This window comes from Rhizobium sp. BK591, from assembly GCF_014195045.1.
Lineage (GTDB): Bacteria > Pseudomonadota > Alphaproteobacteria > Rhizobiales > Rhizobiaceae > Rhizobium > Rhizobium anhuiense.
Genome location: NZ_JACIAZ010000003.1, coordinates 834,747 through 859,640 on the forward strand (window position 1 = coordinate 834,747; position 24,894 = coordinate 859,640).

Here is a 24,894-nt window from a genome sequence, read left to right on the forward strand (position 1 = left end):
GTTGCCTCAGTTGAGCGGAATGTCGTTGGCGCTCTTCGACGACTGGTAGGAGTTGGACAGCGCGTCATAGCGCGCCTTGATGCGGGCGGTTTGCGCCTTCAGCGCGTTTCTCAGCTGAGCCTCTTCGGTCTCGACGAGATCGGCGATGGCAAAGCTGTTCCAGAAGGCGTTTTGCCTGCGGTAGCCGCCGGGTTCAAGCCCGAAGACCTCCTTCAGGATCTTCAGGTCGTGCGGAATCGCGAAGGCATCGCGGGAATCCTCATGGCTGAAGAAATAGTAGAAATTGTCGAAGCCCGCCCAGGTGATCGCCGACATGCACATGGTGCAGGGTTCGTGTGTCGACAGGAAGATCAAATCCTTGGTGGGTGGCTTGTCGCCAAGCTCGTAGAAGCGCTTCAGCGTGTGCACCTCGCCATGCCAGAGCGGGTTCTCCAGCTCGTTGTTGGTCTCGGCGACGACAAGCGAAAGATCGGATTTCCTTAAGATCGCCGCACCGAACACCTTATTGCCAAGCGAAACGCCACGCTCCGTCAGCGGCAGGATATCGTCTTCCATGACCGAAAGCAGGCGGGAGGCAATGGTCTTATCAGGCATGAGGCCCCTCCAGTTTTCCTCAGTCTATCGCCTTGGCGGCGCGAGTGAAATGCGTCAAGCACCGGTGGACGTCTTTTGTCACAGGCTTTATACTGCACTGCAGCAAGCGGGCTTGAGATATGCGGCTTTTTGGCAGCACGGGTGACTTTTCTCAAATCATTGACGGCACGAGCAAAAGAATACCTGCTTGCTTGGGCTTTCGAATTTCTGTTCCTTCAATCCCTTGTCGATCAAGGGCATATTCCGGCAACTTCGAAGTGGATTGATGATGCCTCCCAAGACTGAACAGCTTTCGGTATTTCCCGCCTTCTTTCGCGTGGAAGGCCAGAAGACGGCTGTCTTCGGCAATGGCGACGAAGCTTTCGCCAAGGTGCGGCTGCTGCTCAACACACGGGCGCGGATTGTCGCCTATGCCGAGCGGCCGGAAGCCGATTACCACGCCTTCCTGATCGCCAACCGTATCGAAACCGTGCGCGCTGCCTTTTCCGCCGAACAGGTCGAGGGTTCGGCACTCGTCTTCGCCGCAACCGGCAATGACGCTGACGACCGCGATATCGTCGATGCTGCGCGCTCTGCCAGAATTCCGGCCAATGCCGTCGATCAGCCCGATTACTGCGATTTCTTCACGCCGGCGCTGGTCAATCGCGCCCCCGTTGCCGTCGCGATCGGCACCGAAGGGGCAGGGCCGGTTCTGGCGCAGATGATCCGTGCGCAGATCGATCAGCTTCTGTCACCCTCGCTCGGCCGCCTCGCAGCACTGGCGACCAGCTATCGCAAGGCCGTTGAACAACGGGTGCCCCGCGGCGTCTCCCGCCGCGTCTTCTGGCGCCGCTTCTTTTCCGGCCCCGTTGCCGATGCTGTCGCCAATGGCAACCTGCCGCAGGCGCATTACGCGGCCGATGGGCTGTTGGGCGCGGTGGACAAGGTCGCAGGCCACGTCTGGCTGGTCGGCGCCGGTCCGGGTGCCGAGGATCTGCTGACGCTGCGTGCCCAGCGCGTGATGATGGAAGCCGATGTCATCGTTTATGACGCCCTCGTGCCGCAGGCGATCGTCGATATGGGGCGCCGCGATGCCGAGCGGCTTTCCGTCGGCAAACGCAAGGGCTGCCACTCGAAATCGCAAGAAGAAATCAACGACTTGCTGGTCGATCTCGGCAGCCAGGGCAAGCGCGTCGTCCGCCTGAAATCCGGCGATCCCCTGGTCTATGGCCGGGCAGGGGAAGAGATGGCCGCGCTGCGCGCTGCCGGCATCACCTATGAGGTCGTGCCCGGCATCACCTCGGCTTTCGCCGCCGCTGCCGATTTCGAGTTGCCGCTGACGCTGCGTGGCGTTGCCTCCTCGCTGGTCTTCACGACCGGCCATGATTTGACCGGCGACGTGCTGCCCGATTGGGCAAGCCTTGCCGTGTCGGGCGCGACGATTGCCGTCTATATGGGCCGCACGGTTGCAGCCTCCGTTGCTGAGCGGTTGATGCAGGCGGGCATTCCCGCTGAGACCACCGTTGCCGTCATCGAAAATGCCAGCCGCGCCGATCGCCGCCTGCTGCATGGCACGCTCGCTGATCTGCCCGATCTGCAGCACCGCGACGAATTGACAGGACCTGTCATGGTCATTATCGGCGATGCGGTCGCCGGCGCCAATTTCGAACTGTCCGAGCCCCTGGTGCGCGCAAACGCCCGGCTCGAGGAACTTGCAAGGAGCTGAATATGGGTGACAAGGTTCTGACCGCCAACCGGCTGACGGACGGCATTGCCGTCTGGCTGGATGCGAACGGGAAGTGGTCCACCTCGCTGCAGGAGGCGCTCGTTGCCCGTCACGCCGAAGCCGTTGCGGCGCTGGAGGCGATCGGCAAGAAATCCTATGCCGACAACGAGGTCGTTGACGTCGCCGTCGTCGACGTTCAGGAAACCAACGGCATTTTATGGCCGCTTCGCCTTCGCGAGCGCATCCGTGCTCAAGGGCCGACCATGGAATATGCCCCGGGCTACGCTCCGGCCGATCCCGAATTCATTGCAGTCTGAGGAAGACGATGTACCGTTACGACGAATTTGACCATGCCTTTGTCAGCGAGCGCGTCGAGCAGTTTCGCGATCAGGTTCAGCGCCGCCTGTCCGGCGAGCTCGCCGAGGACGCGTTCAAGCCGCTGCGCCTGATGAACGGCGTCTACCTGCAGCTGCACGCCTATATGCTGCGCATCGCTATTCCCTATGGCACGCTGAGCGCGCGCCAGCTGCGCATGCTCGCCCATATCGCCCGCACCTATGACCGCGGTTATGGCCACTTCACCACGCGCCAGAACCTGCAGTTCAACTGGCCGAAGCTGTCCGACATCCCCGATGCGCTCGCCGATCTTGCCAGCGTCGAGATGCATGCGCTGCAGACCTCGGGCAATTGCATCAGAAACGTCACGGCCGATCATTTCGCCGGTGCCGCCGCCGATGAGATCGCCGATCCGCGCCCCTACGCCGAGATCCTGCGCCAGTGGTCGTCTGTCCACCCGGAATTCTCCTTCCTGCCGCGCAAGTTCAAGATCGCCGTCACCGGCGCCGAGCGCGACCGCGCCGCGATCCAGGTCCATGATATCGGCCTGCACGTGAAGAAGAACGACAAGGGCGAGATCGGCTTTGCCGTCTATGTCGGCGGCGGCCAGGGCCGTACGCCGATGATCGCCAAGCTGATCCGCGACTTCCTGCCCGAGGAAGACCTGCTCTCCTACACCACGGCTATCGTGCGCGTGTACAATCTGCACGGCCGCCGCGACAACAAGTACAAGGCCCGTATCAAGATCCTGGTGCACGAGACCGGCACCGAGGAACTGACGCGCCAGGTAGAAGCCGAATTCGCCGCGCTGAAAGATAGCGAGCTCAAGCTGCCGGAAAAGGATGTCCAGGCAATCGCTGCCTATTTCGCGCCGCCGGCTCTGCCCGAACGCGCCGAAGGCTGGGAAAACCTTGCTCGCTGGAAGAAGGCCGATGCCGGCTTCGCCCGCTGGGTGCAGCAGAACGTGCAGCCGCACAAGAACCCCGATTACGGCATGGTGACGATCTCGCTGAAGCCGATCGGCGGCATTCCGGGCGACGCCTCGGATGCACAGATGGATGCGATCGCCGATCTCGCCGAGGAATATGGCTTCGACGAAATCCGCGTCAGCCATGAGCAGAACCTGATCCTGCCGCATGTGGCGCTGGCCGATCTCGAAGCCGTCTATCGCGGCCTCGTCGCCATCAACTTGGCGGAAGCCAATGCCGGTCTCATCACCGACATCATCGCCTGTCCCGGGCTCGACTACTGCGCGCTCGCCAATGCGCGCTCCATTCCGCTCGCGCAGGAAATCTCCCGCCGCTTCGGCAATGCCGAGCGCCAGGCGGAGATCGGCGAGCTGAAGATCAAGATCTCCGGCTGCATCAATGCCTGCGGCCATCACCATGTCGGCCATATCGGCCTGCTCGGTGTCGAGAAGAAGGGCGCCGAACTCTACCAGATCACGCTCGGCGGCTCCGGTGACGAACATACCTCGATCGGCGAAATCATCGGCCGCGGCTTCGAGCCGGACCGGGTGACCGACGCGATCGAGACGATCGTCGACACCTATCTCGGCCTGCGACTCGATCATTCCGAGAACTTCCTCGCCGCCTATCGCCGCGTCGGACCGCAGCCTTTCAAGACCGCGCTCTACGGCTCGGCCGCCGAAGCGGCATAAGGAGGGGATGATGACGAAGATCTGGAGAGAAACCGGTTTTGTCGAAAACGATCCCTGGGTGATCGAAACCGACGAGGTGAAGGCGACCGAGGAGCAGAAGCCGCTGCTCGGTCTCGACGAATTGATCGCCAAGGCCGATGAAAGCAACGATGTCGGCCTCGGCGTGCTGATCAAGCCGGCCGACGATGTGCGCAGGCTCGAGCCCTATCTCGATCGCCTCGAAATCGTCGCCGTCGCCTTTCCGGCGTTCAACGACGGCCGCGCCTTCAGCCACGCCTCGCTGCTACGCCAGCGCTTGGGTTATACCAACGAGCTGCGTGCCGTCGGCGACGTGCTGATCGATCAGGTGCCGCTGATGCTGCGCGTCGGCATCGACAGCTTTGCCGTCACCAACGCCACGGCGCTGAAGCGGCTTTCCGAAAACCGTCTTCCCGCCATTCCCCATCATTATCAACCGGCGGTGCGTGACGCCGACGCCGGCAAGGGCTATAGTTGGCGCCGTCAGGCGAAGCCGGCCGCATAAGCGGACGGTCCGCCTTTTTACGATGGCGGTACAGTAGCATGAAGACATTCGAAGTGGCGGTGATCGGTGGCGGGCTCGCCGGCATGATCGCAGCAATCGCGCTCGCGCGCGGCGGTCGCGATGTGGCGCTTGTCGCTCCTCTCGCTCCGAAGGAAGACCGGCGCACCACGGCGCTGATGGACCAGTCGATCCGCTTCCTCGACCGGCTGACGCTCTGGGAAAAGCTTCGGCCGGCAACCGCTCCTCTCACCAGCATGCGCATCGTCGACGGCACCGACCGGCTGCTGCGCGCGCCGACGACCACCTTCCGCGCCGCCGACGTCGGCCTGAATGCCTTCGGCTACAATTTCCCCAACAAGGCCCTGACCGACATCCTCGAGGCGGCTATATCAGGCGAGGGCAATATCACTCGCTTCTCCGACATGGCCGAATCGATCGAAATATCAAGCGATACAGTCTCGATCACACTTGCCGGCGGCGAGACTTTCTCGGCCGATTTTGCCGTCGGCGCCGATGGCCGCGGCTCGAAGCTGCGCGAAACCGCTGGCATCGGCGTGCGCAACTGGTCCTATCCGCAATCGGCCATGGTGCTGAATTTCGCCCATTCGCTGCCGCACCAGAACATCTCGACCGAATTCCACACCAAGCACGGCCCCTTCACCCAGGTGCCGCTGCCGGGAGGCCGCTCCAGCCTCGTCTGGGTGCAGGATCCCGCAGAAGCGGCAAGCCGCGCGGAATTGCAGCTTGCCGAACTCGGGGCTATTGTCGAGGCGCGCATGCAATCCATGCTCGGCAAGGTTGACGTCGAGGAGGGCGTCCAGGTCTGGCCGCTCTCCGGCATGATGGCGCATCGTTTCGGCAAGGGACGTATCGCGCTGATCGGCGAGGCCGCCCATGTCTTCCCGCCGATCGGGGCGCAGGGGCTGAATCTCAGCCTGCGTGATATCATGGCGCTCGCCGATATCCTCTGCGACAGGGCGGAACTGCCGGTGCCGGCCGATGCCGGCGACAGCTTCGACCGCAGGCGCCGTGCCGACATCATGACGCGCACGGCCAGCGTCGATCTCCTCAACCGCTCGCTGCTCTCGGATTTCCTGCCCGTCCAGATGCTGCGCGCTGCCGGCCTGCATATTCTCTCGGCCATTCCGCCGCTGCGCAACATCGTCATGCGCGAAGGCATCGAGCCCGGCCGCGGCTTCCGGGATATTCCGGATGCTCTACGGGAAAAGCTGAAGCGGAAGAAGGCCTGAGCGGATCACGATCAGCCAGAGCGAAACAGTCACCACCGATAGCACTGTCGTGATCAGGATCGTCGCCGAGGCGCGCTCCTGCCAGACGCCGTACTGCTGGCCGATGACGAAGACGTTGGTCGCCGTCGGCAGGCAGGCAAGCAGCACGGCCGCCTGGATCCACACCGGCTCGAAACCGCCAACCGCCGTCAGCGCGACGAAAACCGCGATCGGATGCAGGATCAGCTTCGCCGGCACGATATAGGAGATCTCTGCTGGGATCCGCTTCAGCGGCCGGAGCGCCAGAGTCACGCCCATGGCAAAGAGCGCGCAGGGCGCGGCCGCCTGGGCGAGGTAATCGACGAGGCGCTGAAAGGCCAGCGGCTGGTCGATATCAAGGGCGGCCACGGCAAAGCCTGCCGCCGTCGACAGGATGAAGGGATGCAGCGCCACCTTGCGCAGGATATCGGCGGCGAGTTGGCTGGTTGAACGCTTGTCGTCGCCGGCCGCCGCCATCAGCGCCGGCGCCACGATGAAATGCAGCGCGTTCTCGAAGCAGATGATCAGCGCCACCGGCACGGCTGCACCTTCGCCGAGCGCCAAGAGCGCCAGGCCCGGCCCCATATAGCCGATATTGCCGTAAGCGCCGGCAAAGGACTGGATGGTGCAATCGGCGAGCGAATTGCCGCGCAGAATGCGGCCGATGGCGAACAGCAGGATGAAGACCGCATAGGTCGCCGCGATATCGGTGACGATGAAATCGACGCGCGTCAGCTCCTCGATCGGCGTGCGTGAGACCAGCTTGAAGAACAGAGCGGGCAGGGCGGCGTAGATGATGAAGGTGTTCAGCCATCCCAACGTTTCGGCTGGCTGTTTGGTCGCCTTGGCTGCGATGTAGCCGATCAGGATCAGGCCGAAGAACGGCAATAGCAGGCTGACGATATCGGCCAAGAGGTCTTCCAGTGCAGGGGATGATCGGCGGGTCAGGTTCTGACTTAAGCAATTCCAGCAAAAGTGTGTAGCGGTTTTGCGTCCGGAATTGCGTAAACTAAATCGATAGAGCGTGTACTCATTGAGTACACGCTCTACGACCAACCGAACAACCGATCAGTAGTCCCAGAAGGCCGCTACCCAGCGAAAGGCGTCGCCGTCGACCGCCACCCGGCCGACGGAGGGGAACGGCAGGTGAGTGGCCACCAGTTGCTCGCCGGTCTCCGCCAGTTCCCGCAGAAGGCGGACCCGAACGCGCGCCGCCTCCTCGGGGTCGTGTTCGAAGCCGTTGAACCAGTCCGGATGTTCAAACCCGACCGCGAACACGGCGTCGCCGGCAAACATCAGCCGGTCGCCGCCGGACGCCAGGCGGATCACGCTGTGCCCGGGCGTGTGGCCGCCGGTGCGATGGACGACCACGCCCGGCGCCACCTCGTACTCATCATCGAACAGCCTGAGATGGCTGCGATATTCCTCCGCGAACCGCTTGGCGGTCGCCCGGAGCGCGTCCGGGAACCCCGGCGGCATGGAGACCCGGGAGAAATCGGGCGCCTCCCAGAACTTGACCTCGGCGGCCGCCACGTGGATCCGCAGGTCCGGACGCAGTTGCTCCTTCACCCCGTCGACGAGCAGTCCGCCGATGTGGTCCATATGCATATGGGTCAGGACCACGTCGGTCACCGACGCGAGATCGATGCCGGCGGCCTCCAGTCGCTTGATCAGTTGCCCGGCCCGCGGCAGGTGCAAGTCCGGGTCGAGCCCCAGCCCGGCGTCGAGGAGTATGGTCTGGTCGCCGCTGCGCACCACGACCACGTTCAGCGCCCAATCCAAAGCGTCCGGCGGCAGGAACATGTCTTTCAGCCAGGCCGCTCGGACGGCGGGATCGATGTTGTGTCCCAGCATCGCGGTTGGGAGCGGTAGCACGCCATCGCTGATCACCAGCACCTCAATCTCGCCGACCTGCACCGCGTAGCGCGACGGAACCAATTCGTCGAGCCGAGGTCTGCCGGTGTGTGCGGTGTTTTCCAGGCTCATCTTTGTCTCAAGGTTCATGTTCGTCTCCTTCTGACCGCCGCCTCAAACACGGCATCGACGACGCTACATGGAGGCGTGTTTGCGATCGATTGGGTCGAGGGATAAGGGCGGGTGGGGCCGAGGGACAGGGCAAGCCATACCACCGAATAGGTGCGGGCCTCGCTTCTTACTGCCGGCGGCGTGCTGGACGAGCGCGGAGTCGATCAGATCAGCGAACGCGGCAAGCCTGGGAATGGGCTCGCCACAAATGCCTGCCGTATCGTCTCGCCAGGGGCGACGGTCACGATCCCTCGTCCGGGATGTTCAAAACGTCTCCGCACGCCTTGCAATGAACGGCGTCGGCGTCATGGCGCTGGAGGCCGCATCGGTGACAGGCAAAGGTCACTTTGTGAGGCCGGACGACTGCCTGAGCAAGCCTGACGAATAGGGAGATGCCGACGATCATCGTCACCACGGAAGTGAGCTTGCCCAGCGTTCCCGGGAGCGTGATGTCTCCAAATCCCGTCGTCGTCACCGTCGCGACCGTGAAATATAGCGCATCGACGAATCCTTCGCCTCCCTCCCTGTTGTAGAAGAAGGACGTATAGACGAACCCGGTTGCCATGAAGAGGAACACAAGGAAATTGATCACCGCCCGGACGACGTCGAGAAGGTGTAAATAGCCGGCCTTGCGCAGCAAATCCTTGAGCAGCTGACTCGTGCCGATCGCCCAGAACCGCATGATCCGCAGGAAAGCGAAATTGAAGAGCAGGTCCGGCAGCAACAGCGTGGCCAGCACCACGAAGTCGATCCAGGTCATCGGCCGCCGAAGCCACTCGCGCACAGAGGATGCGGCGATCGCCCGGCCGACCATCTCGGCGGCGATCCACACTGCTATCGCATAGTCGATAATCAGATAGGACGGACCTGATCGCAGGTACGGGCCGAGCAGGAAGAAGGCGAGAATGGCAACGTCAATGGCAGCAAATACCAGCCGAAAGGCGACCGCCTGTCTGCCGTCGGCCCTATCGAGCCTTCGCAGCACCTGACGGAGCGAATTCTGCTGAGAGCCGTCGCCGGATTCGAAGATTTTCATCCAGGGAATGTAGATCCCTCATCGGCGTCCGCAAGTCGCCGAAGAGATCCTTGTCGGGGGAAATCGTTGTTCTCGTCTGGACAAGGTTTGCGCTGCAGGTTCCGCCTCGCCTCAGGCGACGGACCATCCACCGTCCACCAGCAGGTTCGCGCCGGTGATCAGGCTCGCAGCCGGTGATGCCAGGAAGACGACGGCACCCACCACATCATCGGTTTCGCCGATCCGGCCGAGCGGAATGTGATCGAGCGTCGCCTTGCGATTGTCGGCATCGGACAGAAAAGGTTCTGTGCCATCCGTGTGGATGAACGTTGGCGATACGGTGTTTACGGTGACATTATAGGCTGCCCATTCGGCGGCAAGGCAGCGGGTGAGGTGATTGATTGCCGCCTTGCTCATGCAATAGATTGCCTCGCCGCGCAGTGCCACGGTACCGGCCTGTGAACTGATGTTGATGATCCGGCCCCCATTGCGCTTGATCATCTGGCGGCCCACAGCCTGCGTCATCAGAAAGGTGCCCTTGATGTTGACATCGAGTATCTCGTCAAGGTCCTTCTCCTCGACGAGTTCTGCGAGATTGCCCGGAGCCACCCCGACATTGTTGACGAGGACGTCGATCCGACCGAACGTAGCAAGCGCCGCGTCGACGGCCTGCGCGATATGGGCCTTGTTGGGAATGTCCAGTTCAACAGGGAGAACTCTTCGTCCTGTGCCTTCGAGTTCGGCAACCAGGCCCGCCGACGCTGCGACATCGCGGACCCCTAAAACAATATCGGAACCTGCTGCGGCACAGGCAAGTGCGCAAGCTCGACCGATGCCACGGCTCGCTCCCGTCACCAAAGTCACCTTGCCCTCAAGGCTGAAGTCCGGCGCGTTCTTCTGCATCATCATGCCTCCCTCGATGAAATCAATTTATGACAGCGTCGGCGTGCGGATGCCAGATATTCTCAACATGCTGAGGAGCGTCCCCTTGACCAATGGGCGATCCCGCAACGTGGGACACTTTCCCCGATAGGCCCCCGCAAAAATCCGCATTGCCCGTCTGATCCTGCACACGACGACCGACGGCGCGGGAGGAAGCGACGAAGCCGATCTCGCGGCGGCTTCCGATACCGCCACCCACACGACCTGGAAAATCGGTATCCGGTGGCCTAGCCGATCTTCATCAGGACCGGAAAGGTCTGCTGGAACCAGATCGCCACATTGCTGACCCATCCGAACAGGAAGGCGAGGCCGGTAAGCACCAGGAAGAGACCCATCACCTTTTCCACCGTGCCGAGATGGCGGCGGAAGCGCGACAGGAAGCGCATGAAGGCGCCGGAAAAGCCGGCGGCGATCCAGAAGGGGATGGCAAGGCCGAGCGAATAGATGGCGAGCAGCCCGGCGCCGGAGCCGACCGTCTCGCGCGAGGCGGCAACGCCGAGGATGGCGCCGAGCACCGGCCCGATGCAGGGCGTCCAGCCGAAGGCGAAGGCAAGGCCCATGATATAGGCGCCCGTCAGCGTCGCCGGCTTGCCGCCGCCTTGGAAGCGCGCCTCGCGGGTCAGCAGTCCGATTCGGAAGAGGCCGAGAAAATTCAGCCCCATGACGATGATGATCAGCCCGCCGATCTTCGACAGGAGGTCGAGATGCTGGCGAAGCGCCATGCCGATGCTGGAAGCGCCGGCGCCGAGCGCCACGAAGACAGTGGCAAAGCCGAGCGTGAAGAAGAGTGCGGAGAAGAAAACGCTGCGCCTGACACCGGGCGCGACCACAACCGCACCGCCGCCGCGGAACTGCTCGACGGAGATGCCGGCCATATAGCAGAGATAGGGTGGGACGAGGGGAAGCACGCAGGGCGACAGAAAGGAAAGCGCCCCGGCAATCAGCGCGCTCCACAGGGAAATATCGGCAATCGACACGCATTCTCTCCGGCTGCAATCTGCGTGATGTTCCTAGCTTTGCAGGCCCGGGATTGCCAATCACCTTTTTGCGCGCGCAAGAAATCTGTCTTTGCACGCGAGACATCCGTCTTGCGCCGGCAAGAAATGTGCCGACCGTCGGAAAAAGGCAAATTTTTCGGTTGACCACAATGGGTCACCTGCCTATGTTCCGCCCACTTCCAGCCGGGGTGGTCACACCCGCGGAGAGGGAGAGCGTAGCTCAGCCGGTAGAGCAACTGACTTTTAATCAGTAGGTCTCGGGTTCGAACCCCGACGCTCTCACCAACAAATTCTGATAGACCAATAGGATATGAATGCTGACCGAAAGGTCACCTCTGGCACATCGGAATCTTTGCGCAATCCTGATGTTGCTTTGCTCAAATCATTGTTTTCGTCCCCATGTCCCCTGCGTGAAAAATCACTCGCGCTGGTAAATCAAGCGGCCCGCACCGTCAGTTTGTTTTGCAGCATCTTTGCGGGTCACAACTGTATGGCCGCTAGTGGCCACAATGTTTTGATTTGCGCCATGAGCCGGGTCTAGTTACTACGGCAGCGGCCTGTCCCGGGTAATTCTCAGAACGGGTGTAGAGGTCACGTCCCTATAACATTCACACCTAGTTGCAACCGATCATTCAGCAGTGGCACAAGCTTGGTGAGAGCATTGTTCGCTTCGGCGAAATCCTGTTTCGCACGGCGCACAAGCTCTTTTGCTACGGCCTCTACTTCGAACATCATCGCCTCGAGGTGACTACCCCGCCTGACGTTAAATTGGCCTTTGCCGTCGGAACCGTCAAATGTGTGATCTTCCCCCTGCGAAGCGATTGAAGAACGTCTAGCTTCGTACATCGTCCATGCGGGGATAATCGAGTTATGGATTTTGTCGAGAGAAGCTAGTGCGTTAAAAACCTCGTCGTCCTTGAGGGAAAGCAACATCGCCATTTCGGAAGGAGCAAAATCTATTGGAGAAGGTGGATTTGCTATCGGTAACAAAATCGCGGAAACCTGTTCAGTTTTTACACTCTTCCCGAATTCCAGGCGCTCATCGACGTGGGCCTTAATGTGTGCGAATGAGGCGTGGATGGATATAACCTTGAATAAGAGAGAATAGGCTTGGCCCTTAGCCTCGATCTTTCGATCCTCTGCACGCTCCTGTCGAGACGCCTTTTGCTCCTGTCGCTGGGCTATGAGCGTTATTAAGCCACCGACAACAGCGCCGATGATTGCCGCCCAAAATTCACTGCCCGGCCACGCAGCCAGCTCCTTCAACGATGCTAGAAATTCTGCCATTGCTGTCCTCCGTAAATCCTCGTTTGTGACTATCGCCGCGCGGCATAGCGGGATGTTCCGCATTTCCTTCCGAATCAGGCAGCGCCGCAGTACGTTGCTGATATGGCTACAAAATTCTTGTACATGGACGAGCAGTACATAGACCCTAATACCCATCGCAACGGAGAGACGTCGCGGCGCAAAAAGTGTGTATCGCTGACCGGCGTGCTGATCCCGACCGACATCCATAGGACATTCAGAAGTCGATACTACAAGGCGGTGGGGAAGGTACTCGGCGATTCAAACGAATTTCCTGAGCTGCCGGTGATCCACGCATCAAAGCTGTTTCCGGATCATTGCGACGATGTTAAGTACCAATTTCTTGAAGAAGTCGTCCAAATCTGCGCTGACCTTAAATTTCGCGTTTTCCGTGTCGGATATTACGTAACTCCGCAGCTTGTGTCGGTCTTGAAGTCCAACAAACCACAAAAAATTCTCAACCTTTGCTTCTCTAGCTTATTGTTCTGCCTTGAGGAGGAGCTTGCCAAAAACGAAATATGGCCAGTGATGGAGACTGATAACTCTTCCCAGCAGGACCGTATCTTCGCGGGCCTTATTCAGACGACCGATTATATTTCAGCTGTGATTGGTACGGGATCCCTATCTATTAACAACGAAAATCTAGGAGAACTGCACTACAGTACCAAACGGTCGGCATACGGGACTGTCACCGACTGCATTTCATATCTGCTAGATGCGAAATCATCCGTCGAATCGCTCGGGGCTATTGCGTCACCCTTCAAACAAAAGCTGGCCGAGATCGCTGCGAAGCTTGAACCGCTAACGGCGTTCAATGAGATTATTGAAATGAATTTCGAAATTCCGCCGCATGGCTACCTTGCCAAGGGGCCTTTTCGTTACGCCTTCTCCATCGCGCCCAGTGGAGTTGACGGCGGATAAGAATTCCAAGCAGCTTAGATCGCGCGTTCATGCCTTCTCGATCCAGTCCTGCCAACGATAGGGAGGAGGCCGGAAGCGATATAATCTTGATGCCGACTTTCCGGCAGGCTGTCATTGTTGAGCGCTGAGGCGGAGATGTGATGCTCTACCAATCAGTACAGGCTAAGATTTTTGCGCAGTCTCGGTTATAACATAGCCGAAAAACGCTGCACTATATCACTCTCTAAAGAACAACAAATACAAAGCAATACATGGATTCAAATCGCTGATAGGACTGGAATCGCACTGATTTTTGATCAGTAAGTCTCCGGTTCGAACTCCGACGCTCTCACCAATTCTAGTCCTCAAGATAGCTGCCGCGAACTAGATCAATAGTCGCATTAACGCGCCCTCGTCCTTCACCCCATGCTGGTACGAATGGATAACGCGCCGAGCCGGATCTTCGCGCTCGGTGTCTGTTGTGATTTGTCGCATCGAGCTGATGTGGGCAAACACTCTCTGGCAGAGGGAGACTTCTTCGTCGCTCAATACGCGGTTTGTGCGTAGGCTATCTGGGATCGGATCATGATCGCCCTCGCTTCCTTCGGATCGATGGGAGGATGGAACATCTCCTTTTTAACCGGGTGAAGGGAGACACAAGGTCGTGAGGTCCGCCCCCATTGTCGGGATAGGTCCTTGTCCCATCTCGCAACTAGTTCTCGTTCGGCCCGCTCCACACATATGCAGAAGCCGGATTTTTCTGGGCATTCCCGTCTCTGCTGCAGGATGGAGCTTCGCGGAAATCTGCTGAAGACTCAGGAACCAACTTCCACCGCGGTCCGTTTTCTTCTCATCAGCAAAGAGGAGAAATCGACCATGGATTGGAATCGGATCGAAGGAAACTGGAAGCAGGCGAAAGGCAAGATCAAGGAGCAGTGGGGCAAACTCACCGACGATGATCTCGATCAGATCGCCGGCAAGCGCGACCAGCTGGAAGGCAAGATCCAGGAGCGGTATGGCATCGAAAAGGACCGGATCAAACGCGACATCGATGATTGGACCGGTCGCCAGACTTGGTAGTGCCTGAACAAAAACCCGGCGAAAGCCGGGTTTTTGCCGAAGGAGCTACGGCGATCAACGGCGCTCGGATGTCACGAATATCCACCGAAAGCCAAGAGAAGTACGCCGATTGCGATAACCGCCAGGGCTGGCCAGTTTTGGGATATCCCGAGGAATCTGAGGCCTTGGCGCCGCGGTTCCAGCGTGGTGCTGCCTTGCGGCAGCATTTGATGCGGATTACTCGGTTTTCGACGAAGCGCCGACGTAAAGAGAAAAAGAAGTCCGCCGATGATGAGAGCGGCTCCGATCAGGATTGCCCACATGGTGACCTCCATAGAAACCAGGGTCTTGGGGTAAACCAGATCCGGACCTGATCGTTCCGTGAGTAGCTGCTCGCTTGAACAACCTCCACGGAAAGATTGAGCAAGCTACGCCGGAACCAAAAGTGCCCGCGGTGAATTTGACCGCTGAGCAATCTTGGAGATCCTGATGGACAAGACACCGAAGACGGCCATCCGCGGAATGATGCTGTACGTCATCGCTCTTCTCGTCTTGGGCATTCTAGCCGGCGCCGTCTACACGCTCTATGGCCATCCCGCCGATCCGTCCGAGCGACCGGCAGCCGAGACGATTCCGGAAAAAGCCACGGCTCCGCAGTGAGATGCGCTGTACCAGTTAATGGATTGACCGCCGTGGGAATGATGACCGGGAAAGGTGCTTGCCAGATCCGGCGCGCACCTGGTCAGGTCGTGTTGAAAGGCCCGCGCTCCCCGGCAAAAGATCCGCAAGTGGCGACCAACATGGCTTTGGAAAGCAAGCCGGAAATCCTGTCGCAAGTCGTTCCAACCAGTCAGAAGATAATATTATAGGGAGAACAACCTGCGACAGAGAAAATCGGCACGTAGGTGGGATCATTTGGATTGCGAAGAAGCCGCCTGTCCGAGGCTTTGAGATATTGCATTGGGACACCAGGCCCAGGGGAGTTTGCGGATGAAAGAACATGTCGTCGTGATATCGGGAGCAGGTCCGACAGGCCTGATGCTGGCAGGCGAGTTGGCCTTGGCAGGCGTCGACGTGGCGATCGTCGAACGCCGTCCCAACCAGGATCTTGCCGGTATGCGGGCCGGCGGTTTGAGTGCGCGCACGCTCGAGGTTCTCGATCAGCGTGGGATCGTCGACCGGTTCCTCGCCGAAGGCCAGATCGCCCAGGTTACCGGATTTGCGGTCACGCGTCTGGATATCAGCGATTTTCCGACCCGGCACAATTACGGGCTGGCGCTGCGGCAGAAGCATATCGAGCGCATTCTGGCCGGCTGGGTCGAGGAGCTGGCGGTGCCGATCTATCGCGGCCGTGATGTTACGGGTTTTGCTGAGGACGATATCGGCATCACCATCGAACTCTCCGGCGGCGCCTCGCTCAGGGCAGGTTATCTCGTCGGCTGCGATGGTGGCCGCAGTCTGATTCGCAAGATTGCCGGCATAGAATTTCCAGGATGGGATGCGACGACCAGCCACATTCTCGCCGAAGCCGAGATGGAGGAGGAGCCGCCATTGGGCATCCATCGCACGGCCCTTGGCATGCATGCCTTCGGCCGGGAGGAATATGAAATTCGCGACGGCAAGGTCGTCTTTGCCAGTGAAGGCCCGATCAATGTCATGGTAACGGAAAAGACGGTCGGCGGCACGGGCGAGCCGACGCTCAGCGATCTCAAGGAAGCCCTGATTGCCGCATGCGGGACAGATTATGGCATCCATAGTCTCAAGTGGATTTCCAGATTCACCGACATGTCACGCCAGGCGGCGGCATACCGCAAGGGCAGGGTGTTCCTGGCCGGCGATGCCGCCCATGTGCATTCTCCGGTGGGCGGACAAGGCCTCAATACCGGTGTGCAGGATGCCGTCAATCTCGGTTGGAAGCTGGCCCAGGTGGTGAAAGGAATGTCGCCTGAAGCCCTGCTCGATACTTACCACGCCGAACGGCATCCGGTGGCCGCCCGGGTGTTGCGGGCGACGATGGCGCAGGTCGCGTTGCAACGGACGGACGATCGAACGGAAGCCTTGCGTGAGATGATAACGGAGCTCCTCGGCATGGAGGAGCCTCGCAAAAGGATCGCGGCCGAGATGTCCGGACTGGCGATTCATTACGATCTCGGCAAAGGCCATCCGCTGCTCGGCCGCCGCATGCCTGACCTTGAGCTCACCACGCCGGATGGTCCTTTGCGTCTCTTTACGCTCCTCCATAATGCACGGCCAGCGCTCGTGAATTTCGGCGCACCCGGCAGCGTCGACATCACGCCGTGGTCGGACCGCGTCACGTTGGTCGATGCCCGATGTGATGGTGCATGGGAACTGCCCGCGCTGGGCATTGTTTCCGCGCCGGCCGCGGTGTTGATCCGGCCCGATGGCTACGTGGCGTGGGTGGGTGACGGGACGCAGGATGGTCTGCAAGATGCGATGAATAGCTGGTTCGGACCAGCCGGCTAAGGACCGAGAATTCGTGAGCTGTTGGCCTATGCGGCGAGCGAAATCGAACCGCAATCCAAAATCGTCTCGGGCTCGGGCATCGGTTTGCCGCGGCGTTCCCAGGTGCGACGGCTGATGCCGAAAGCCTCCCAGGGGCGCGCTTGGCTAAGGGCGTTGGCAAGATAGTCAGCTCTGGGCAGCGCGCCTGCCGCACGCCGTCGCTCTTCTTTTCGGGCTCGGTCCCGCTGCCGCCGCCTTTCGTTTTGAAGTTTTGTTCTTTTCCGCTTCGGCACATCGAATGCACCAATGGTGCGAATGTCGAGCGCGCTCCGCTCTGAGTAACTCAGATGCAGGGCATGACCGAGAGCGTCGGCGGACAACGAGGAAAAACGCACCTTTGTCCGCTCGTAGATGATGTCCTCTATATCGGCTTTTCCAGCCCATGGAAGCCAGCGCGCCGACCAGCCAAGCACCACGTCGACGAACTCTTGCCTGAATTCGACGAACGCGAGGCTGGCGATCACCTCGACGTAGATCAATGCGTCATCCGCCTCCGGCACGATGTCGCCGTGACGATGCCTGATCAGTTTTTCGAACTCGCGCACCCGGCCCCGGAAATGGTTCCAGCGGCTGACCCGCATGCGTCGCTGTACGACCTTGTATCCCAGCAGGCAGTCGCCGAGTTTGATGGTCGTAACATCCCGAGCAGGGCCATCCCGTTGATCCGCCTTTGCAGCCCGTTTCTCCGATTGAGCCGCTTCATCTGCGCCAATAAGACGATCCATCGAGTTCCCCTTGCGATCTGCCTCGGAGGCCGAAACGACGGATTGTAAAGGAAGTCGAAGGGGGTGATATGCACTCTTTACTCGGCATTCTGTGGATTGTTGAAGAAACGGCGGCCGTTCGATGACCTCGACGCTTCCTAATTAAATGCAAAAGACATTGCAGTTGCACTCGGCGGAATCGCCGGGCGGAGAAAGCGCGGTCGAGCCGCCATGTTTACATCAGCGACGATCAGCGAAAGCCGAAGAAACTCAAAATCGCGAGTACGATAACGACAGCGCCGACAAGCCAGATCAAATTGTTCATGGGGAACCGTTCTCCTGTTAAATCGAGCCAACCGTGACCCGATGACGTAATGCGGGGCGGGGCTTGCGGTTCCCTAACCATTCCGATTGCTGCAGCGCGCCTTCTCTCGCGACGCAGTCGTTCAACGGCTGTTTTCTTGCAAAGCGGGGTTCAGCAGCTGCTTGCGCCTCGGCGGTTAGACAATCTCAGCAGCGAAGCGTTGAACGAATGTCGGCCGTCTGTGCTTCAATAGCTGCACGAGCGCGCATTGCCGGGTCTGAATCCACCCGCGCAGGCAGGGTTTATCGAGCTATCGCGTTGATATTGAAAATCCTGGTTGTCGGGCCTTGCCGTCGACGTGCAGGCAGAAGTAATCGTGGATGTACCGAGCAGCGCTGCGGCGGCTACAAATGAAAGAAATCGGTTCATTTGAACTTCTCCTTGCGAGATTGTCATGGTCGCAACCTATTATGCCAATACGAGCCTATACGAAAACTTCCGGCCGGCTTGATCACGCTCACTTGATCTGAAGCATTCGTTACATTGATCAATCGATCTCACTTCGTGATGCGTCGAGGCTCGATTGATGTTCAAATCTATTCTTCTTTAATCTAATCGGGCTATTCTGCCATTATGGAAGTAGTTTCAATGGCGTTTTGAGCGTGACGTAACCAATTTTGACTTGAATTAAACACGTTTTTTCAGTAAATTTATAGCATAAAAAGTATTATAAATGGGAGGATACTATGTCTTCAACTCGGTTTGACCCGGTTTTGCTTCATCGCAAGCATTTCATCGATGAAATCACGTGCCTCGATGAAATCCTGGATTTCCTGGACGAATGGCCGGAGGACAAACGAGGTTTGGCATATGACACGCTGTTGAAGGCGTGCAGGGATACGGCCAGCGGCCGTTTCCCGCTGAGCGCCACGCGCGAGAATTTTCGGCGTTTTCTGAAAATGTCGGGCGTGCTGGCAAACGTCGAGGCTGCCCCCAAATTCGAGCGGCTGATGAACGAGCGAACTGTCGGCAATGCTTAGCAAGATATAGGCTCGTCAACGGGCCTATCCCGCAGGCGAGGGCGCGCCGTAACATCAGTTGCGGCGCGTTCTGGTCTCGGTATTTACGGATCTGACCATCGCCTATTTCTTGGCCACAAAGCACCGCGACAAGCACCTGTAAGAGGCAGGCGGTTGTCGGTTCTCAGCAGACTTAGGCCGCGCCCGCACTGGCCCAGTCGCATCGGAAGGCCAGCACAGGCTTCGAAAACCCTTTGAGCCGTCGGCGCGTTGCGTGACCGAAAAGATCGGCGGCGCCATATTCCCGAAAAATATTCTCCGAGACGAGGATCTGGTCGCTGGAGGCTGCTGCGCAGAGACGCGCGGCAAGTTGCACGGTCGAGCCGAAAAGGTCATTGCTGTCCTCCACTGGTTCGCCGCAATCCAGTCCGATGCGGATATGAATCGGCTCGGCGTTTCCGCCGTTGTAACGATCGAATTCGCGCTGAATCGCCATGGCGCATTCCACCGCTGCAGCCGTCGTGGCAAAGGCCGCCATGATGCCGTCGCCGGTGTGCTTCACTTCCCGGCCTGAATTCTGGCTGAGGCACCGGCGCACGATTGCGTCATGAGCCCGGACCATTTCGGTCGCCATGCGGTCGCCGAGGCGTGATGTCATCGCGGTCGAGCCGACGATATCGGTAAACAGGATTGCCCGGTGGCCGGGATCCACGTCGACAGAGGATTGGCCGGGCGCCGGCTCAGGATCGTGAATGCGGCCGAGGAAAGCCTCGACGGCTGACAAGGCGACCTCGACGATCTCGTTGGCGACGAAGCCGTGCGCCTCGCGATGCACACATTGCGCGGTTTCCGCGTCCGGCGCATCCACCAGGCAAAAGGCGGTTCCGCGCCGCTGATCGAACCAGTAGGTGAGGAACTTGACGCCGTACCGATCCTGAATGTCGAGATCCATGCGATGCGCCCGGGCGACGTCGGCGGCTGACGTTCCCTCGAGATAGTGCCGGTCCATGAAGATAGGCATCGCGCGCTCCTCCCAGATCCGCCGCGTGAGAGATGGACGGCATTGTACGACCTCGAGGCAACTCCGTCCATCTATGGCACAGTCAAGGAATGATCATAAATGCTCTTTCTTCCAGAAAAACATGGCGTTGCTGTAAACCATTTGGAGTATAGAAAGGAGATGTTTGAGTTTTAATCAGTCAACCCTGGATGTGAACCCGATTTTTACCATAATTGATCGATTAGTGGCTGATCGCAGGACTCTGGCGGCCGTTCAGCAGGCTTCAGGCGTTTCATCTTCAAGGACGCCGGGAGATCTGGCGGGCCGGGACACCGCAGGGCCGGGAGACTGAAGGGATGGAGAGACACGTCTGTTCCAACATCAAATCCGTGCAACGCGCTTCGGCTGTACCTAGCCTGGCAACGGCACGCAAATTGCATCGCACTCATAAGCTCCACCGAAATTGGGAAAAGCTGTAGCAAAGTGAGACAGACGGCACATTTTCGACCGGTCGGCTTGGCCTCGATGGGGCTCGGTCATTATGCCGTTATCAACTCTGTGTGGGACGCCGCGCGTACGCTTTTGCACGACTGGCCCGTCGATGACGGCGAAGATTATCTCGAGGCCGTCAAGTCATGCCTGGATGCGATCATCGGCGATCTCCCGCCCGACGAAGTGCGGGCGGCATTCATCCGGGCGGCGCAGGAGGCGGGCATCGCCGTTATAGAGGCTGCGGACTGAATGTCTGCCGCGCCCAAGCCGCCAGCTTGATACGCCCGTCCCGAACCCGAAATCACCCCAGCGCTTGACTTCTTCGGCCAAAGTTCTATTTTAGAACAAAACAGGAACATTGGAGATGATCATGACGCATACGGAACAGGTGATCGCCAACGCCCTTGCGCTTGTCGAAGCGTCCCGCGCAGCGCGCGAGCGGGATCAGCTGCGGCGTGCCGCCTGGCAGAAGAAGGTCGAACTCAGCCGGCCGCTGCCGCCTTTGCCGCGTCCGGTTCAATTGCCGCTGGCGCTGAACTGATGCAGCCGGCAACGATCTTGGAACCCAATCGCGCAAGCACGAAACAGGCATTGTCCGACCGAGCTGGGCCTGATCAAGCCTCGTCGGATCAAGCTTGGCCCGATCAGGCTTGGGAAGTCGAAGCCGTGCTTGCCTGGCATGACGACAATGCCAAGGCGGCGATACGCTCGCTGCTCGACGACTGCAAACATCTCCGCCAGCAACTGGCGCTGGCGGAAAGCATGATGAGCCGCGGAATGGCCCGCGGTTGGACGCCGCGATACGAGCGCGACGCCCTCTGAAACGGAGGCGATCCGGAGCGCCAATCGGCCGCGTGACATGCGCCCGTTCCGAAAAACCCGCATAGGCGCACACATCCGGCTCGTCCGCGATCGCGGCGGTTTTCCCGCAGCCGGGGCTCCGCGCCGCCTGTTATCGGACCCGGCGATGACCCCGGGCCTCTTTGAATTGGCGCCTATCCCGTCAGGCCGACATTCGCGAGATAGGCCTCCAGCGCCCACACATCCGCGGAGGCGACGATGGCGCCGACATAGCCGTCCGGACGCACGAGCACCCAGTCGCCTGCTGTGGGGGCATAGGCGTCCCGGAAATGGCCGCCGTCGTCTATCAGATCGCCGCCTCGCCCGATCCGGTGGATGTGCAGGCCTGTGCGCGGCGGCAAGGCGGCTTGCACTTCATAGCCGAGCAGCGTCCAATGCGCGCCCTTGAACAGCTCGAACAGACGCACCGGCTGGCCGGCGGCGCCACGTATCGGCGCATCCGGCGCACGGTCGCCCGCAAGCAGGCCGCCATGTCGCTCCGGCTTTTCCAGCGCGAAGGAGGATTCGGGGTAGCCGATGTCGAGTTGATGGACCTCGCGGCCGCGCCGCATCTCGCCGCGTTTGAGAGCGTCGAGAAGACTGGTGGCGAGACCGAGCATCGTCGCTGCGACGGGGCGGCGCTCTTCCTCATAGCTGTCGAGCAGCGCGTCGGGGGCGCCCGCTGCGACCGCCGCCAGTTTCCATCCGAGATTATAGGCGTCCTGAACGCTGGTATTGAGACCCTGTCCGCCGGTCGGCGGATGCGTATGGGCGGCATCGCCAACCAGGAAGACGCGGCCCAGCCGGTAGCGATCGGCAAGCCTTGCATTCATGTTGAAGGCCGAAGCCCATGAGACCGACTGGACCTCGATGTCGTCGCGGCCGCTGCGCTCCTTGACCAGGGCGGACAAGCCTGCCGCGGAAAGATCGACCTCGCCTTCGAGCGGGATGGGTGCCTGGATCTGGAACAGATCCGTTCCGGCGAGCGGGCAAATCGCAATCTGCCGCTGCATGTCACCTTGGCCGAAGCGATGCCATGCGTCGCGATCCAGTCCGGTTAGAAGGACATCGGCGACGATGGCGCGCACGCCGAGCGTCTTGCCGGGAAAGCCGATATCGAGCGCATGGCGCACGAAGCTGCGGCCGCCGTCGGCACCAATCAGCCAGCGCACGCGGACGGTCTCTTCGCCGGATGTGCTCCTGAGCCGCGCAGTCACGCCGGCCTCATCCTGTTCGAAGCCGATGAGATCGCTGGCGAATTCGGGCCGGTGGCCAAGCTCCAGCAGGCGCCCGCGCATCACGCCTTCGGTGAGGAACTGCGGCACCATCAGCGGAAGATGATAGGGCTCGGCAGGCGTCGGCTCCTCACCCACCACGGCGTCGGATTCGCTGAAGCTGCCGTCATCGCGATATTCCCGTTGCCGGGGATAGGCGCCGCCGAGTGCGACGATCCGGTCGAGAATGCCGAGATCCTCGAAGACTTCCTGGGTTCGCGGCTGGATGCCCTTGCCGCGGGAACCGCGGAACGGGTCGTTCAATTTCTCGATCAGGCGGAAGGATACGCCGCGCCGCGCGAGCTCGATCGCCAGCGTCAGGCCAGCCGCACCGGCGCCCGATATCAGCACGTCGACTGTCGAATTCTCTGTCATTGCTTTCTCCATATGTGTATTATGCACATAATAGGAGAATCGGCATGGCGTCAACAAAGAATGTGCAAAATACACATATAAGCGAGAAGCTGCGCGAGTTGCATGGAGCATTGATCGAGATCGTCAGCGTCATGAACCGCCCGCAGCGCGACGAGCAGATGGTCCGCGAGGCGGGCATTTCGCTCGATCGCGCCCTGTTTCCGCTGCTGGTCACGATAGAGCGGCTCGGTCCCATCGGGGTCGTCGAACTCGCCGACCGCGCCGGACGCGACTACACCACCGTCAGCCGCCAGGTCGCCAAGCTCGAAAGCCTCGATCTGGTGGAGCGCCGCGGCAGTGCCGCCGACCGGCGCGTGCGCGAGGCGGTCATCAGCCCCAAGGGCAAGGCAATGACCGATCGCATCGATGTCGCCCGCGAGAGGATCGGCCGCGCCATCTTCGAGACCTGGGACGAGCAGGACTTCAATGAACTCGTGCGGCTCATGCGGAAGTTTGCAAAGGATATCAGCGGCGATATCGGCAGCAGCGCGGGGGAAACGCAGGGCGAGGGCGGACCGCAACCGGGTTAACCTCGGAATCCTTGCTTGATGTGGCGGTGAATTCACCGGAGCCATTGCGCCGATGCGTCTGCAATGGTTTTGTAGCCTCCTGCAATCGCAACGCTTTCCGGTGATTCCCAATGTTCGATATTCTGTGGCGCGGCCTGTTGATCGGCGCCGGCGCAACCATCCTCATGGACCTCTGGGCGATCCTGCTCACCCAGTTCGGCCAAGCGGCGCCCAACTGGGCACCGGTCGGCCGATGGTTCTGGCACCTTCGCCGCGGCAAAGTCTTTCACGACAGCATCGCCGATGCCGAGCCCTATGCCAATGAACTGGCGCTCGGCTGGATCAGCCATTACGCCGTCGGCATTCTCTATGGGATGATCTTTGCCATCATCATGGGCTCGGCCTGGCTGGCGGCCCCGACATTTCTTCCCGCCTGGATCTTCGGCATCGTCACCGTCGGGGCAGGGTGGTTCTTGCTGCAGCCGGGCCTCGGCATCGGCTGGGCGGCCTCCAAACACCCGACCCCGAACAAGGTCCGCTGCTTCAATCTGCTGGCTCATACGGTGTTTGCATTGGGGCTTTATGGGACTGCGCTGATCATAGGGTGAGCGCGGGGTCGGTTTGGTCCGGCCTAAGGGCTGCCCCTCACCCTAACCCTCTCCCCGTAAGGACGGGGAGAGGGGACGTGCCCTGCGAGAGCGAGGTGGGACGGAGAGGTTGCGGCATGTCCCTTCGCCCCGCGAGCGGGGAGAAGGTGCCGGCAGGCGGATAAAGGGCAGGCGGCGATCATGGGGCGAAGCAGAGCCCTTGCCAAAGGTCTCCCCAGACAGCCTCGCCTTACCGCGCCGCCCAGTCGGCGCCGCGGCGGAAGATGGTCTTCATCTGGGGCACGTCGAACTCCTTGGCCTGATGGCCGAGCGAGGAATAGAAGACGCGGCCCTTGCCGTATTTCCGTTTCCAGACGACCGGCATGACGACGCCGTCGATCCAGTAGGCGTGCTCGCCGGTGAATTTCGTCGTCGCCAGAACCTCGTTCGAGGGGTCGACATGCATGTAATATTGCTCTGACGTATAAGGGAAATCGGCGATCCCTTCGACGAGAGGGTCGTCGGGTCGGGTGATGTTGACGGTATAATCGATGATGTTGCCGGGGTGAGCCACCCACTGGCCGCCGATGATGAACTGATAGTCGACGGAATCGCGGAAGGCATCGCCCGCACCGCCGTGATAGCCGGCAATGCCGACGCCGCTTTCGATCGCCGCGGCGAGGTTCTTCACCTCCTCCTTCTCGATCTTCGACATCGTCATGATCGGCACGACGAGGCTGAGATCATGGACGGAAGGATCGGCAAGCGCCTCGGTGCCGTGTTCGAGATAGACCTTGAAACCGTCTTCCTCGAGCATGGTCTTGATGATTTCGGCGCATTCCTGCGGCTCATGCCCGCTCCAGCCGCCCCAGACGATCAGTGCTTCACGCATAGTCTT

The 24,894-nt window shown here is 60.2% G+C and carries 28 protein-coding genes, 1 tRNA gene and 1 pseudogene; 16 read left to right on the top strand and 14 right to left on the bottom strand.

Going from position 1 to position 24,894, the window contains the following annotated elements; translation table 11 throughout:
- Nucleotides 1-6 precede the first annotated feature (6 nt).
- The gene (locus tag FHX10_RS17450; protein WP_097594548.1) at nucleotides 7-594 is read right to left on the bottom strand and encodes a deaminase; all 588 of its coding nucleotides are present in this window, start codon (nucleotides 592-594) and stop codon (nucleotides 7-9) included.
- Between the two features lie 268 nt (nucleotides 595-862).
- Here FHX10_RS17450 and cysG point away from each other — a divergent pair, with 268 nt between their 5' ends.
- The 5 genes from cysG to FHX10_RS17475 are packed head-to-tail and all read left to right on the top strand — an operon-like array spanning nucleotide 863 to nucleotide 6,068.
- Nucleotides 863-2,299 carry a siroheme synthase CysG gene (gene cysG, locus FHX10_RS17455; RefSeq protein ID WP_184389919.1) on the top strand — a complete coding sequence of 479 codons (1,437 nt, stop codon included), beginning with the start codon at nucleotides 863-865 and terminating at the stop codon, nucleotides 2,297-2,299.
- A 2-nt stretch (nucleotides 2,300-2,301) separates the two neighbouring features.
- Nucleotides 2,302-2,616, top strand: coding sequence for a DUF2849 domain-containing protein (locus FHX10_RS17460; RefSeq protein ID WP_011651871.1), 315 nt, complete (start codon nucleotides 2,302-2,304; stop codon nucleotides 2,614-2,616).
- A gap of 8 nt (nucleotides 2,617-2,624) precedes the next feature.
- On the top strand, nucleotides 2,625-4,295 hold the full coding sequence (locus FHX10_RS17465) for a nitrite/sulfite reductase (protein WP_097594547.1): 1,671 nt from the start codon (nucleotides 2,625-2,627) through the stop codon (nucleotides 4,293-4,295).
- 10 nt (nucleotides 4,296-4,305) lie between these two features.
- Nucleotides 4,306-4,818, top strand: coding sequence for a DUF934 domain-containing protein (locus FHX10_RS17470; RefSeq protein WP_047615398.1), 513 nt, complete (start codon nucleotides 4,306-4,308; stop codon nucleotides 4,816-4,818).
- Nucleotides 4,819-4,856: 38 nt separating this feature from the next.
- A complete protein-coding gene (locus tag FHX10_RS17475; RefSeq protein ID WP_097630841.1) occupies nucleotides 4,857-6,068 on the top strand; it encodes a UbiH/UbiF family hydroxylase in 1,212 nt (403 codons plus the stop codon).
- On the opposite strand, the gene FHX10_RS17480 is transcribed toward FHX10_RS17475, so the two are convergent.
- The 5 genes from FHX10_RS17480 to FHX10_RS17500 all read right to left on the bottom strand — a co-directional run bounded on the left by FHX10_RS17480 (nucleotide 6,036) and on the right by FHX10_RS17500 (nucleotide 11,045).
- Nucleotides 6,036-6,998: an AEC family transporter gene (locus FHX10_RS17480; protein WP_097623131.1), complete on the bottom strand. Its 963-nt coding sequence runs from the start codon at nucleotides 6,996-6,998 to the stop codon at nucleotides 6,036-6,038. The genes FHX10_RS17475 and FHX10_RS17480 overlap by 33 nt on opposite strands.
- A 156-nt stretch (nucleotides 6,999-7,154) precedes the next feature.
- The gene (locus tag FHX10_RS17485; RefSeq protein ID WP_184389921.1) at nucleotides 7,155-8,090 is read right to left on the bottom strand and encodes an MBL fold metallo-hydrolase; all 936 of its coding nucleotides are present in this window, start codon (nucleotides 8,088-8,090) and stop codon (nucleotides 7,155-7,157) included.
- 262 nt (nucleotides 8,091-8,352) lie between these two features.
- The gene (locus tag FHX10_RS17490) at nucleotides 8,353-9,147 is read right to left on the bottom strand and encodes a potassium channel family protein (RefSeq protein ID WP_047615041.1); all 795 of its coding nucleotides are present in this window, start codon (nucleotides 9,145-9,147) and stop codon (nucleotides 8,353-8,355) included.
- A 111-nt stretch (nucleotides 9,148-9,258) separates the two neighbouring features.
- Nucleotides 9,259-10,029, bottom strand: coding sequence for an SDR family NAD(P)-dependent oxidoreductase (locus FHX10_RS17495; protein WP_184390016.1), 771 nt, complete (start codon nucleotides 10,027-10,029; stop codon nucleotides 9,259-9,261).
- 266 nt (nucleotides 10,030-10,295) lie between these two features.
- Nucleotides 10,296-11,045, bottom strand: a complete 750-nt coding sequence (locus tag FHX10_RS17500) for a cytochrome c biogenesis CcdA family protein (protein WP_184389923.1) — start codon at nucleotides 11,043-11,045, stop codon at nucleotides 10,296-10,298.
- 230 nt (nucleotides 11,046-11,275) lie between these two features.
- Here FHX10_RS17500 and FHX10_RS17505 point away from each other — a divergent pair.
- Nucleotides 11,276-11,351, top strand: a tRNA-Lys gene (locus FHX10_RS17505).
- A gap of 306 nt (nucleotides 11,352-11,657) precedes the next feature.
- On the opposite strand, the gene FHX10_RS17510 is transcribed toward FHX10_RS17505, so the two are convergent.
- On the bottom strand, nucleotides 11,658-12,353 hold the full coding sequence (locus tag FHX10_RS17510) for a hypothetical protein (RefSeq protein ID WP_184389924.1): 696 nt from the start codon (nucleotides 12,351-12,353) through the stop codon (nucleotides 11,658-11,660).
- Between the two features lie 102 nt (nucleotides 12,354-12,455).
- Here FHX10_RS17510 and FHX10_RS17515 point away from each other — a divergent pair, with 102 nt between their 5' ends.
- Nucleotides 12,456-13,292, top strand: coding sequence for a hypothetical protein (locus FHX10_RS17515; RefSeq protein WP_184389926.1), 837 nt, complete (start codon nucleotides 12,456-12,458; stop codon nucleotides 13,290-13,292).
- Nucleotides 13,293-13,655: 363 nt separating this feature from the next.
- Here the strand turns inward: FHX10_RS17515 and FHX10_RS35595 are convergent.
- Nucleotides 13,656-13,858 (bottom strand): annotated as a pseudogene (locus FHX10_RS35595) (hypothetical protein).
- A 289-nt stretch (nucleotides 13,859-14,147) separates the two neighbouring features.
- Between FHX10_RS35595 and FHX10_RS17520 the strand changes: the two are divergent.
- Nucleotides 14,148-14,351 carry a CsbD family protein gene (locus tag FHX10_RS17520; RefSeq protein WP_028758090.1) on the top strand — a complete coding sequence of 68 codons (204 nt, stop codon included), beginning with the start codon at nucleotides 14,148-14,150 and terminating at the stop codon, nucleotides 14,349-14,351.
- Between the two features lie 71 nt (nucleotides 14,352-14,422).
- On the opposite strand, the gene FHX10_RS17525 is transcribed toward FHX10_RS17520, so the two are convergent.
- Entirely contained in the window at nucleotides 14,423-14,653 is a 231-nt protein-coding gene (locus tag FHX10_RS17525) for a hypothetical protein (RefSeq protein ID WP_184389927.1), read from the bottom strand.
- Between the two features lie 166 nt (nucleotides 14,654-14,819).
- Between FHX10_RS17525 and FHX10_RS17530 the strand changes: the two genes are divergently transcribed.
- Complete coding sequence (locus tag FHX10_RS17530) at nucleotides 14,820-14,990, top strand: hypothetical protein (RefSeq protein WP_179874667.1); 171 nt, start codon at nucleotides 14,820-14,822, stop codon at nucleotides 14,988-14,990.
- 330 nt (nucleotides 14,991-15,320) lie between these two features.
- Nucleotides 15,321-16,814, top strand: a complete 1,494-nt coding sequence (locus FHX10_RS17535; RefSeq protein WP_184389928.1) for an FAD-dependent monooxygenase — start codon at nucleotides 15,321-15,323, stop codon at nucleotides 16,812-16,814.
- Between the two features lie 26 nt (nucleotides 16,815-16,840).
- Here the strand turns inward: FHX10_RS17535 and FHX10_RS17540 are convergent, their stop codons facing one another.
- On the bottom strand, nucleotides 16,841-17,578 hold the full coding sequence (locus FHX10_RS17540) for a hypothetical protein (RefSeq protein WP_184389929.1): 738 nt from the start codon (nucleotides 17,576-17,578) through the stop codon (nucleotides 16,841-16,843).
- 529 nt (nucleotides 17,579-18,107) lie between these two features.
- A complete protein-coding gene (locus tag FHX10_RS17545) occupies nucleotides 18,108-18,290 on the bottom strand; it encodes a hypothetical protein (protein ID WP_080759892.1) in 183 nt (60 codons plus the stop codon).
- Between the two features lie 317 nt (nucleotides 18,291-18,607).
- Here FHX10_RS17545 and FHX10_RS17550 point away from each other — a divergent pair, with 317 nt between their 5' ends.
- Nucleotides 18,608-18,901, top strand: coding sequence for a DUF982 domain-containing protein (locus tag FHX10_RS17550; RefSeq protein WP_047615776.1), 294 nt, complete (start codon nucleotides 18,608-18,610; stop codon nucleotides 18,899-18,901).
- A 172-nt stretch (nucleotides 18,902-19,073) separates the two neighbouring features.
- On the opposite strand, the gene FHX10_RS17555 is transcribed toward FHX10_RS17550, so the two are convergent.
- A complete protein-coding gene (locus FHX10_RS17555) occupies nucleotides 19,074-19,901 on the bottom strand; it encodes a nickel-binding protein (RefSeq protein ID WP_028758097.1) in 828 nt (275 codons plus the stop codon).
- A gap of 462 nt (nucleotides 19,902-20,363) precedes the next feature.
- Here FHX10_RS17555 and FHX10_RS35190 point away from each other — a divergent pair, with 462 nt between their 5' ends.
- The 3 genes from FHX10_RS35190 (at nucleotide 20,364) to FHX10_RS17570 (ending at nucleotide 21,194) form a co-directional block, all read left to right on the top strand.
- On the top strand, nucleotides 20,364-20,621 hold the full coding sequence (locus FHX10_RS35190) for a DUF982 domain-containing protein (protein ID WP_028758098.1): 258 nt from the start codon (nucleotides 20,364-20,366) through the stop codon (nucleotides 20,619-20,621).
- A gap of 121 nt (nucleotides 20,622-20,742) precedes the next feature.
- Nucleotides 20,743-20,913: a hypothetical protein gene (locus tag FHX10_RS17565; protein WP_164735986.1), complete on the top strand. Its 171-nt coding sequence runs from the start codon at nucleotides 20,743-20,745 to the stop codon at nucleotides 20,911-20,913.
- Nucleotides 20,913-21,194 (top strand): hypothetical protein, encoded by a 282-nt coding sequence (locus FHX10_RS17570; RefSeq protein ID WP_028758099.1) that lies wholly within the window; start codon nucleotides 20,913-20,915, stop codon nucleotides 21,192-21,194. The genes FHX10_RS17565 and FHX10_RS17570 overlap by 1 nt, the downstream gene beginning before the upstream one ends.
- Before the next feature lie 173 nt (nucleotides 21,195-21,367).
- On the opposite strand, the gene FHX10_RS17575 is transcribed toward FHX10_RS17570, so the two are convergent.
- A complete protein-coding gene (locus FHX10_RS17575; protein WP_184389930.1) occupies nucleotides 21,368-22,861 on the bottom strand; it encodes an FAD-dependent oxidoreductase in 1,494 nt (497 codons plus the stop codon).
- Nucleotides 22,862-22,905: 44 nt separating this feature from the next.
- Here FHX10_RS17575 and FHX10_RS17580 point away from each other — a divergent pair, with 44 nt between their 5' ends.
- Both FHX10_RS17580 and FHX10_RS17585 read left to right on the top strand, forming a co-directional pair.
- The gene (locus tag FHX10_RS17580) at nucleotides 22,906-23,430 is read left to right on the top strand and encodes a MarR family winged helix-turn-helix transcriptional regulator (protein WP_184389931.1); all 525 of its coding nucleotides are present in this window, start codon (nucleotides 22,906-22,908) and stop codon (nucleotides 23,428-23,430) included.
- 110 nt (nucleotides 23,431-23,540) lie between these two features.
- Nucleotides 23,541-24,017, top strand: coding sequence for a DUF2938 domain-containing protein (locus FHX10_RS17585; RefSeq protein ID WP_063475544.1), 477 nt, complete (start codon nucleotides 23,541-23,543; stop codon nucleotides 24,015-24,017).
- A 229-nt stretch (nucleotides 24,018-24,246) separates the two neighbouring features.
- On the opposite strand, the gene FHX10_RS17590 is transcribed toward FHX10_RS17585, so the two are convergent.
- The gene (locus tag FHX10_RS17590; protein ID WP_184389933.1) at nucleotides 24,247-24,888 is read right to left on the bottom strand and encodes a ThuA domain-containing protein; all 642 of its coding nucleotides are present in this window, start codon (nucleotides 24,886-24,888) and stop codon (nucleotides 24,247-24,249) included.
- Nucleotides 24,889-24,894 lie beyond the last annotated feature (6 nt).

Coding starts and splice junctions, on each gene's coding strand:
- FHX10_RS17535 (WP_184389928.1), top strand. CDS start 15,321: ATGAAAGAACATGTCGTCGTGATATCGGGAGCAGGTCCGACAGGCCTG.
- FHX10_RS17520 (WP_028758090.1), top strand. CDS start 14,148: ATGGATTGGAATCGGATCGAAGGAAACTGGAAGCAGGCGAAAGGCAAG.
- FHX10_RS17570 (WP_028758099.1), top strand. CDS start 20,913: ATGCAGCCGGCAACGATCTTGGAACCCAATCGCGCAAGCACGAAACAG.
- FHX10_RS17475 (WP_097630841.1), top strand. CDS start 4,857: ATGAAGACATTCGAAGTGGCGGTGATCGGTGGCGGGCTCGCCGGCATG.
- FHX10_RS17565 (WP_164735986.1), top strand. CDS start 20,743: ATGACGCATACGGAACAGGTGATCGCCAACGCCCTTGCGCTTGTCGAA.
- FHX10_RS17525 (WP_184389927.1), bottom strand. CDS start 14,653: ATGTGGGCAATCCTGATCGGAGCCGCTCTCATCATCGGCGGACTTCTT.
- FHX10_RS17470 (WP_047615398.1), top strand. CDS start 4,306: ATGACGAAGATCTGGAGAGAAACCGGTTTTGTCGAAAACGATCCCTGG.
- FHX10_RS17550 (WP_047615776.1), top strand. CDS start 18,608: ATGTCTTCAACTCGGTTTGACCCGGTTTTGCTTCATCGCAAGCATTTC.
- FHX10_RS17465 (WP_097594547.1), top strand. CDS start 2,625: ATGTACCGTTACGACGAATTTGACCATGCCTTTGTCAGCGAGCGCGTC.
- FHX10_RS17575 (WP_184389930.1), bottom strand. CDS start 22,861: ATGACAGAGAATTCGACAGTCGACGTGCTGATATCGGGCGCCGGTGCG.
- FHX10_RS17515 (WP_184389926.1), top strand. CDS start 12,456: ATGGCTACAAAATTCTTGTACATGGACGAGCAGTACATAGACCCTAAT.
- FHX10_RS17495 (WP_184390016.1), bottom strand. CDS start 10,029: ATGCAGAAGAACGCGCCGGACTTCAGCCTTGAGGGCAAGGTGACTTTG.
- FHX10_RS17590 (WP_184389933.1), bottom strand. CDS start 24,888: ATGCGTGAAGCACTGATCGTCTGGGGCGGCTGGAGCGGGCATGAGCCG.
- FHX10_RS17555 (WP_028758097.1), bottom strand. CDS start 19,901: ATGCCTATCTTCATGGACCGGCACTATCTCGAGGGAACGTCAGCCGCC.
- FHX10_RS17530 (WP_179874667.1), top strand. CDS start 14,820: ATGGACAAGACACCGAAGACGGCCATCCGCGGAATGATGCTGTACGTC.
- FHX10_RS17485 (WP_184389921.1), bottom strand. CDS start 8,090: ATGAACCTTGAGACAAAGATGAGCCTGGAAAACACCGCACACACCGGC.
- FHX10_RS17580 (WP_184389931.1), top strand. CDS start 22,906: ATGGCGTCAACAAAGAATGTGCAAAATACACATATAAGCGAGAAGCTG.
- FHX10_RS17490 (WP_047615041.1), bottom strand. CDS start 9,147: ATGAAAATCTTCGAATCCGGCGACGGCTCTCAGCAGAATTCGCTCCGT.
- cysG (WP_184389919.1), top strand. CDS start 863: ATGCCTCCCAAGACTGAACAGCTTTCGGTATTTCCCGCCTTCTTTCGC.
- FHX10_RS17540 (WP_184389929.1), bottom strand. CDS start 17,578: ATGGATCGTCTTATTGGCGCAGATGAAGCGGCTCAATCGGAGAAACGG.
- FHX10_RS17585 (WP_063475544.1), top strand. CDS start 23,541: ATGTTCGATATTCTGTGGCGCGGCCTGTTGATCGGCGCCGGCGCAACC.
- FHX10_RS17460 (WP_011651871.1), top strand. CDS start 2,302: ATGGGTGACAAGGTTCTGACCGCCAACCGGCTGACGGACGGCATTGCC.
- FHX10_RS17510 (WP_184389924.1), bottom strand. CDS start 12,353: ATGGCAGAATTTCTAGCATCGTTGAAGGAGCTGGCTGCGTGGCCGGGC.
- FHX10_RS17450 (WP_097594548.1), bottom strand. CDS start 594: ATGCCTGATAAGACCATTGCCTCCCGCCTGCTTTCGGTCATGGAAGAC.
- FHX10_RS17545 (WP_080759892.1), bottom strand. CDS start 18,290: ATGAACCGATTTCTTTCATTTGTAGCCGCCGCAGCGCTGCTCGGTACA.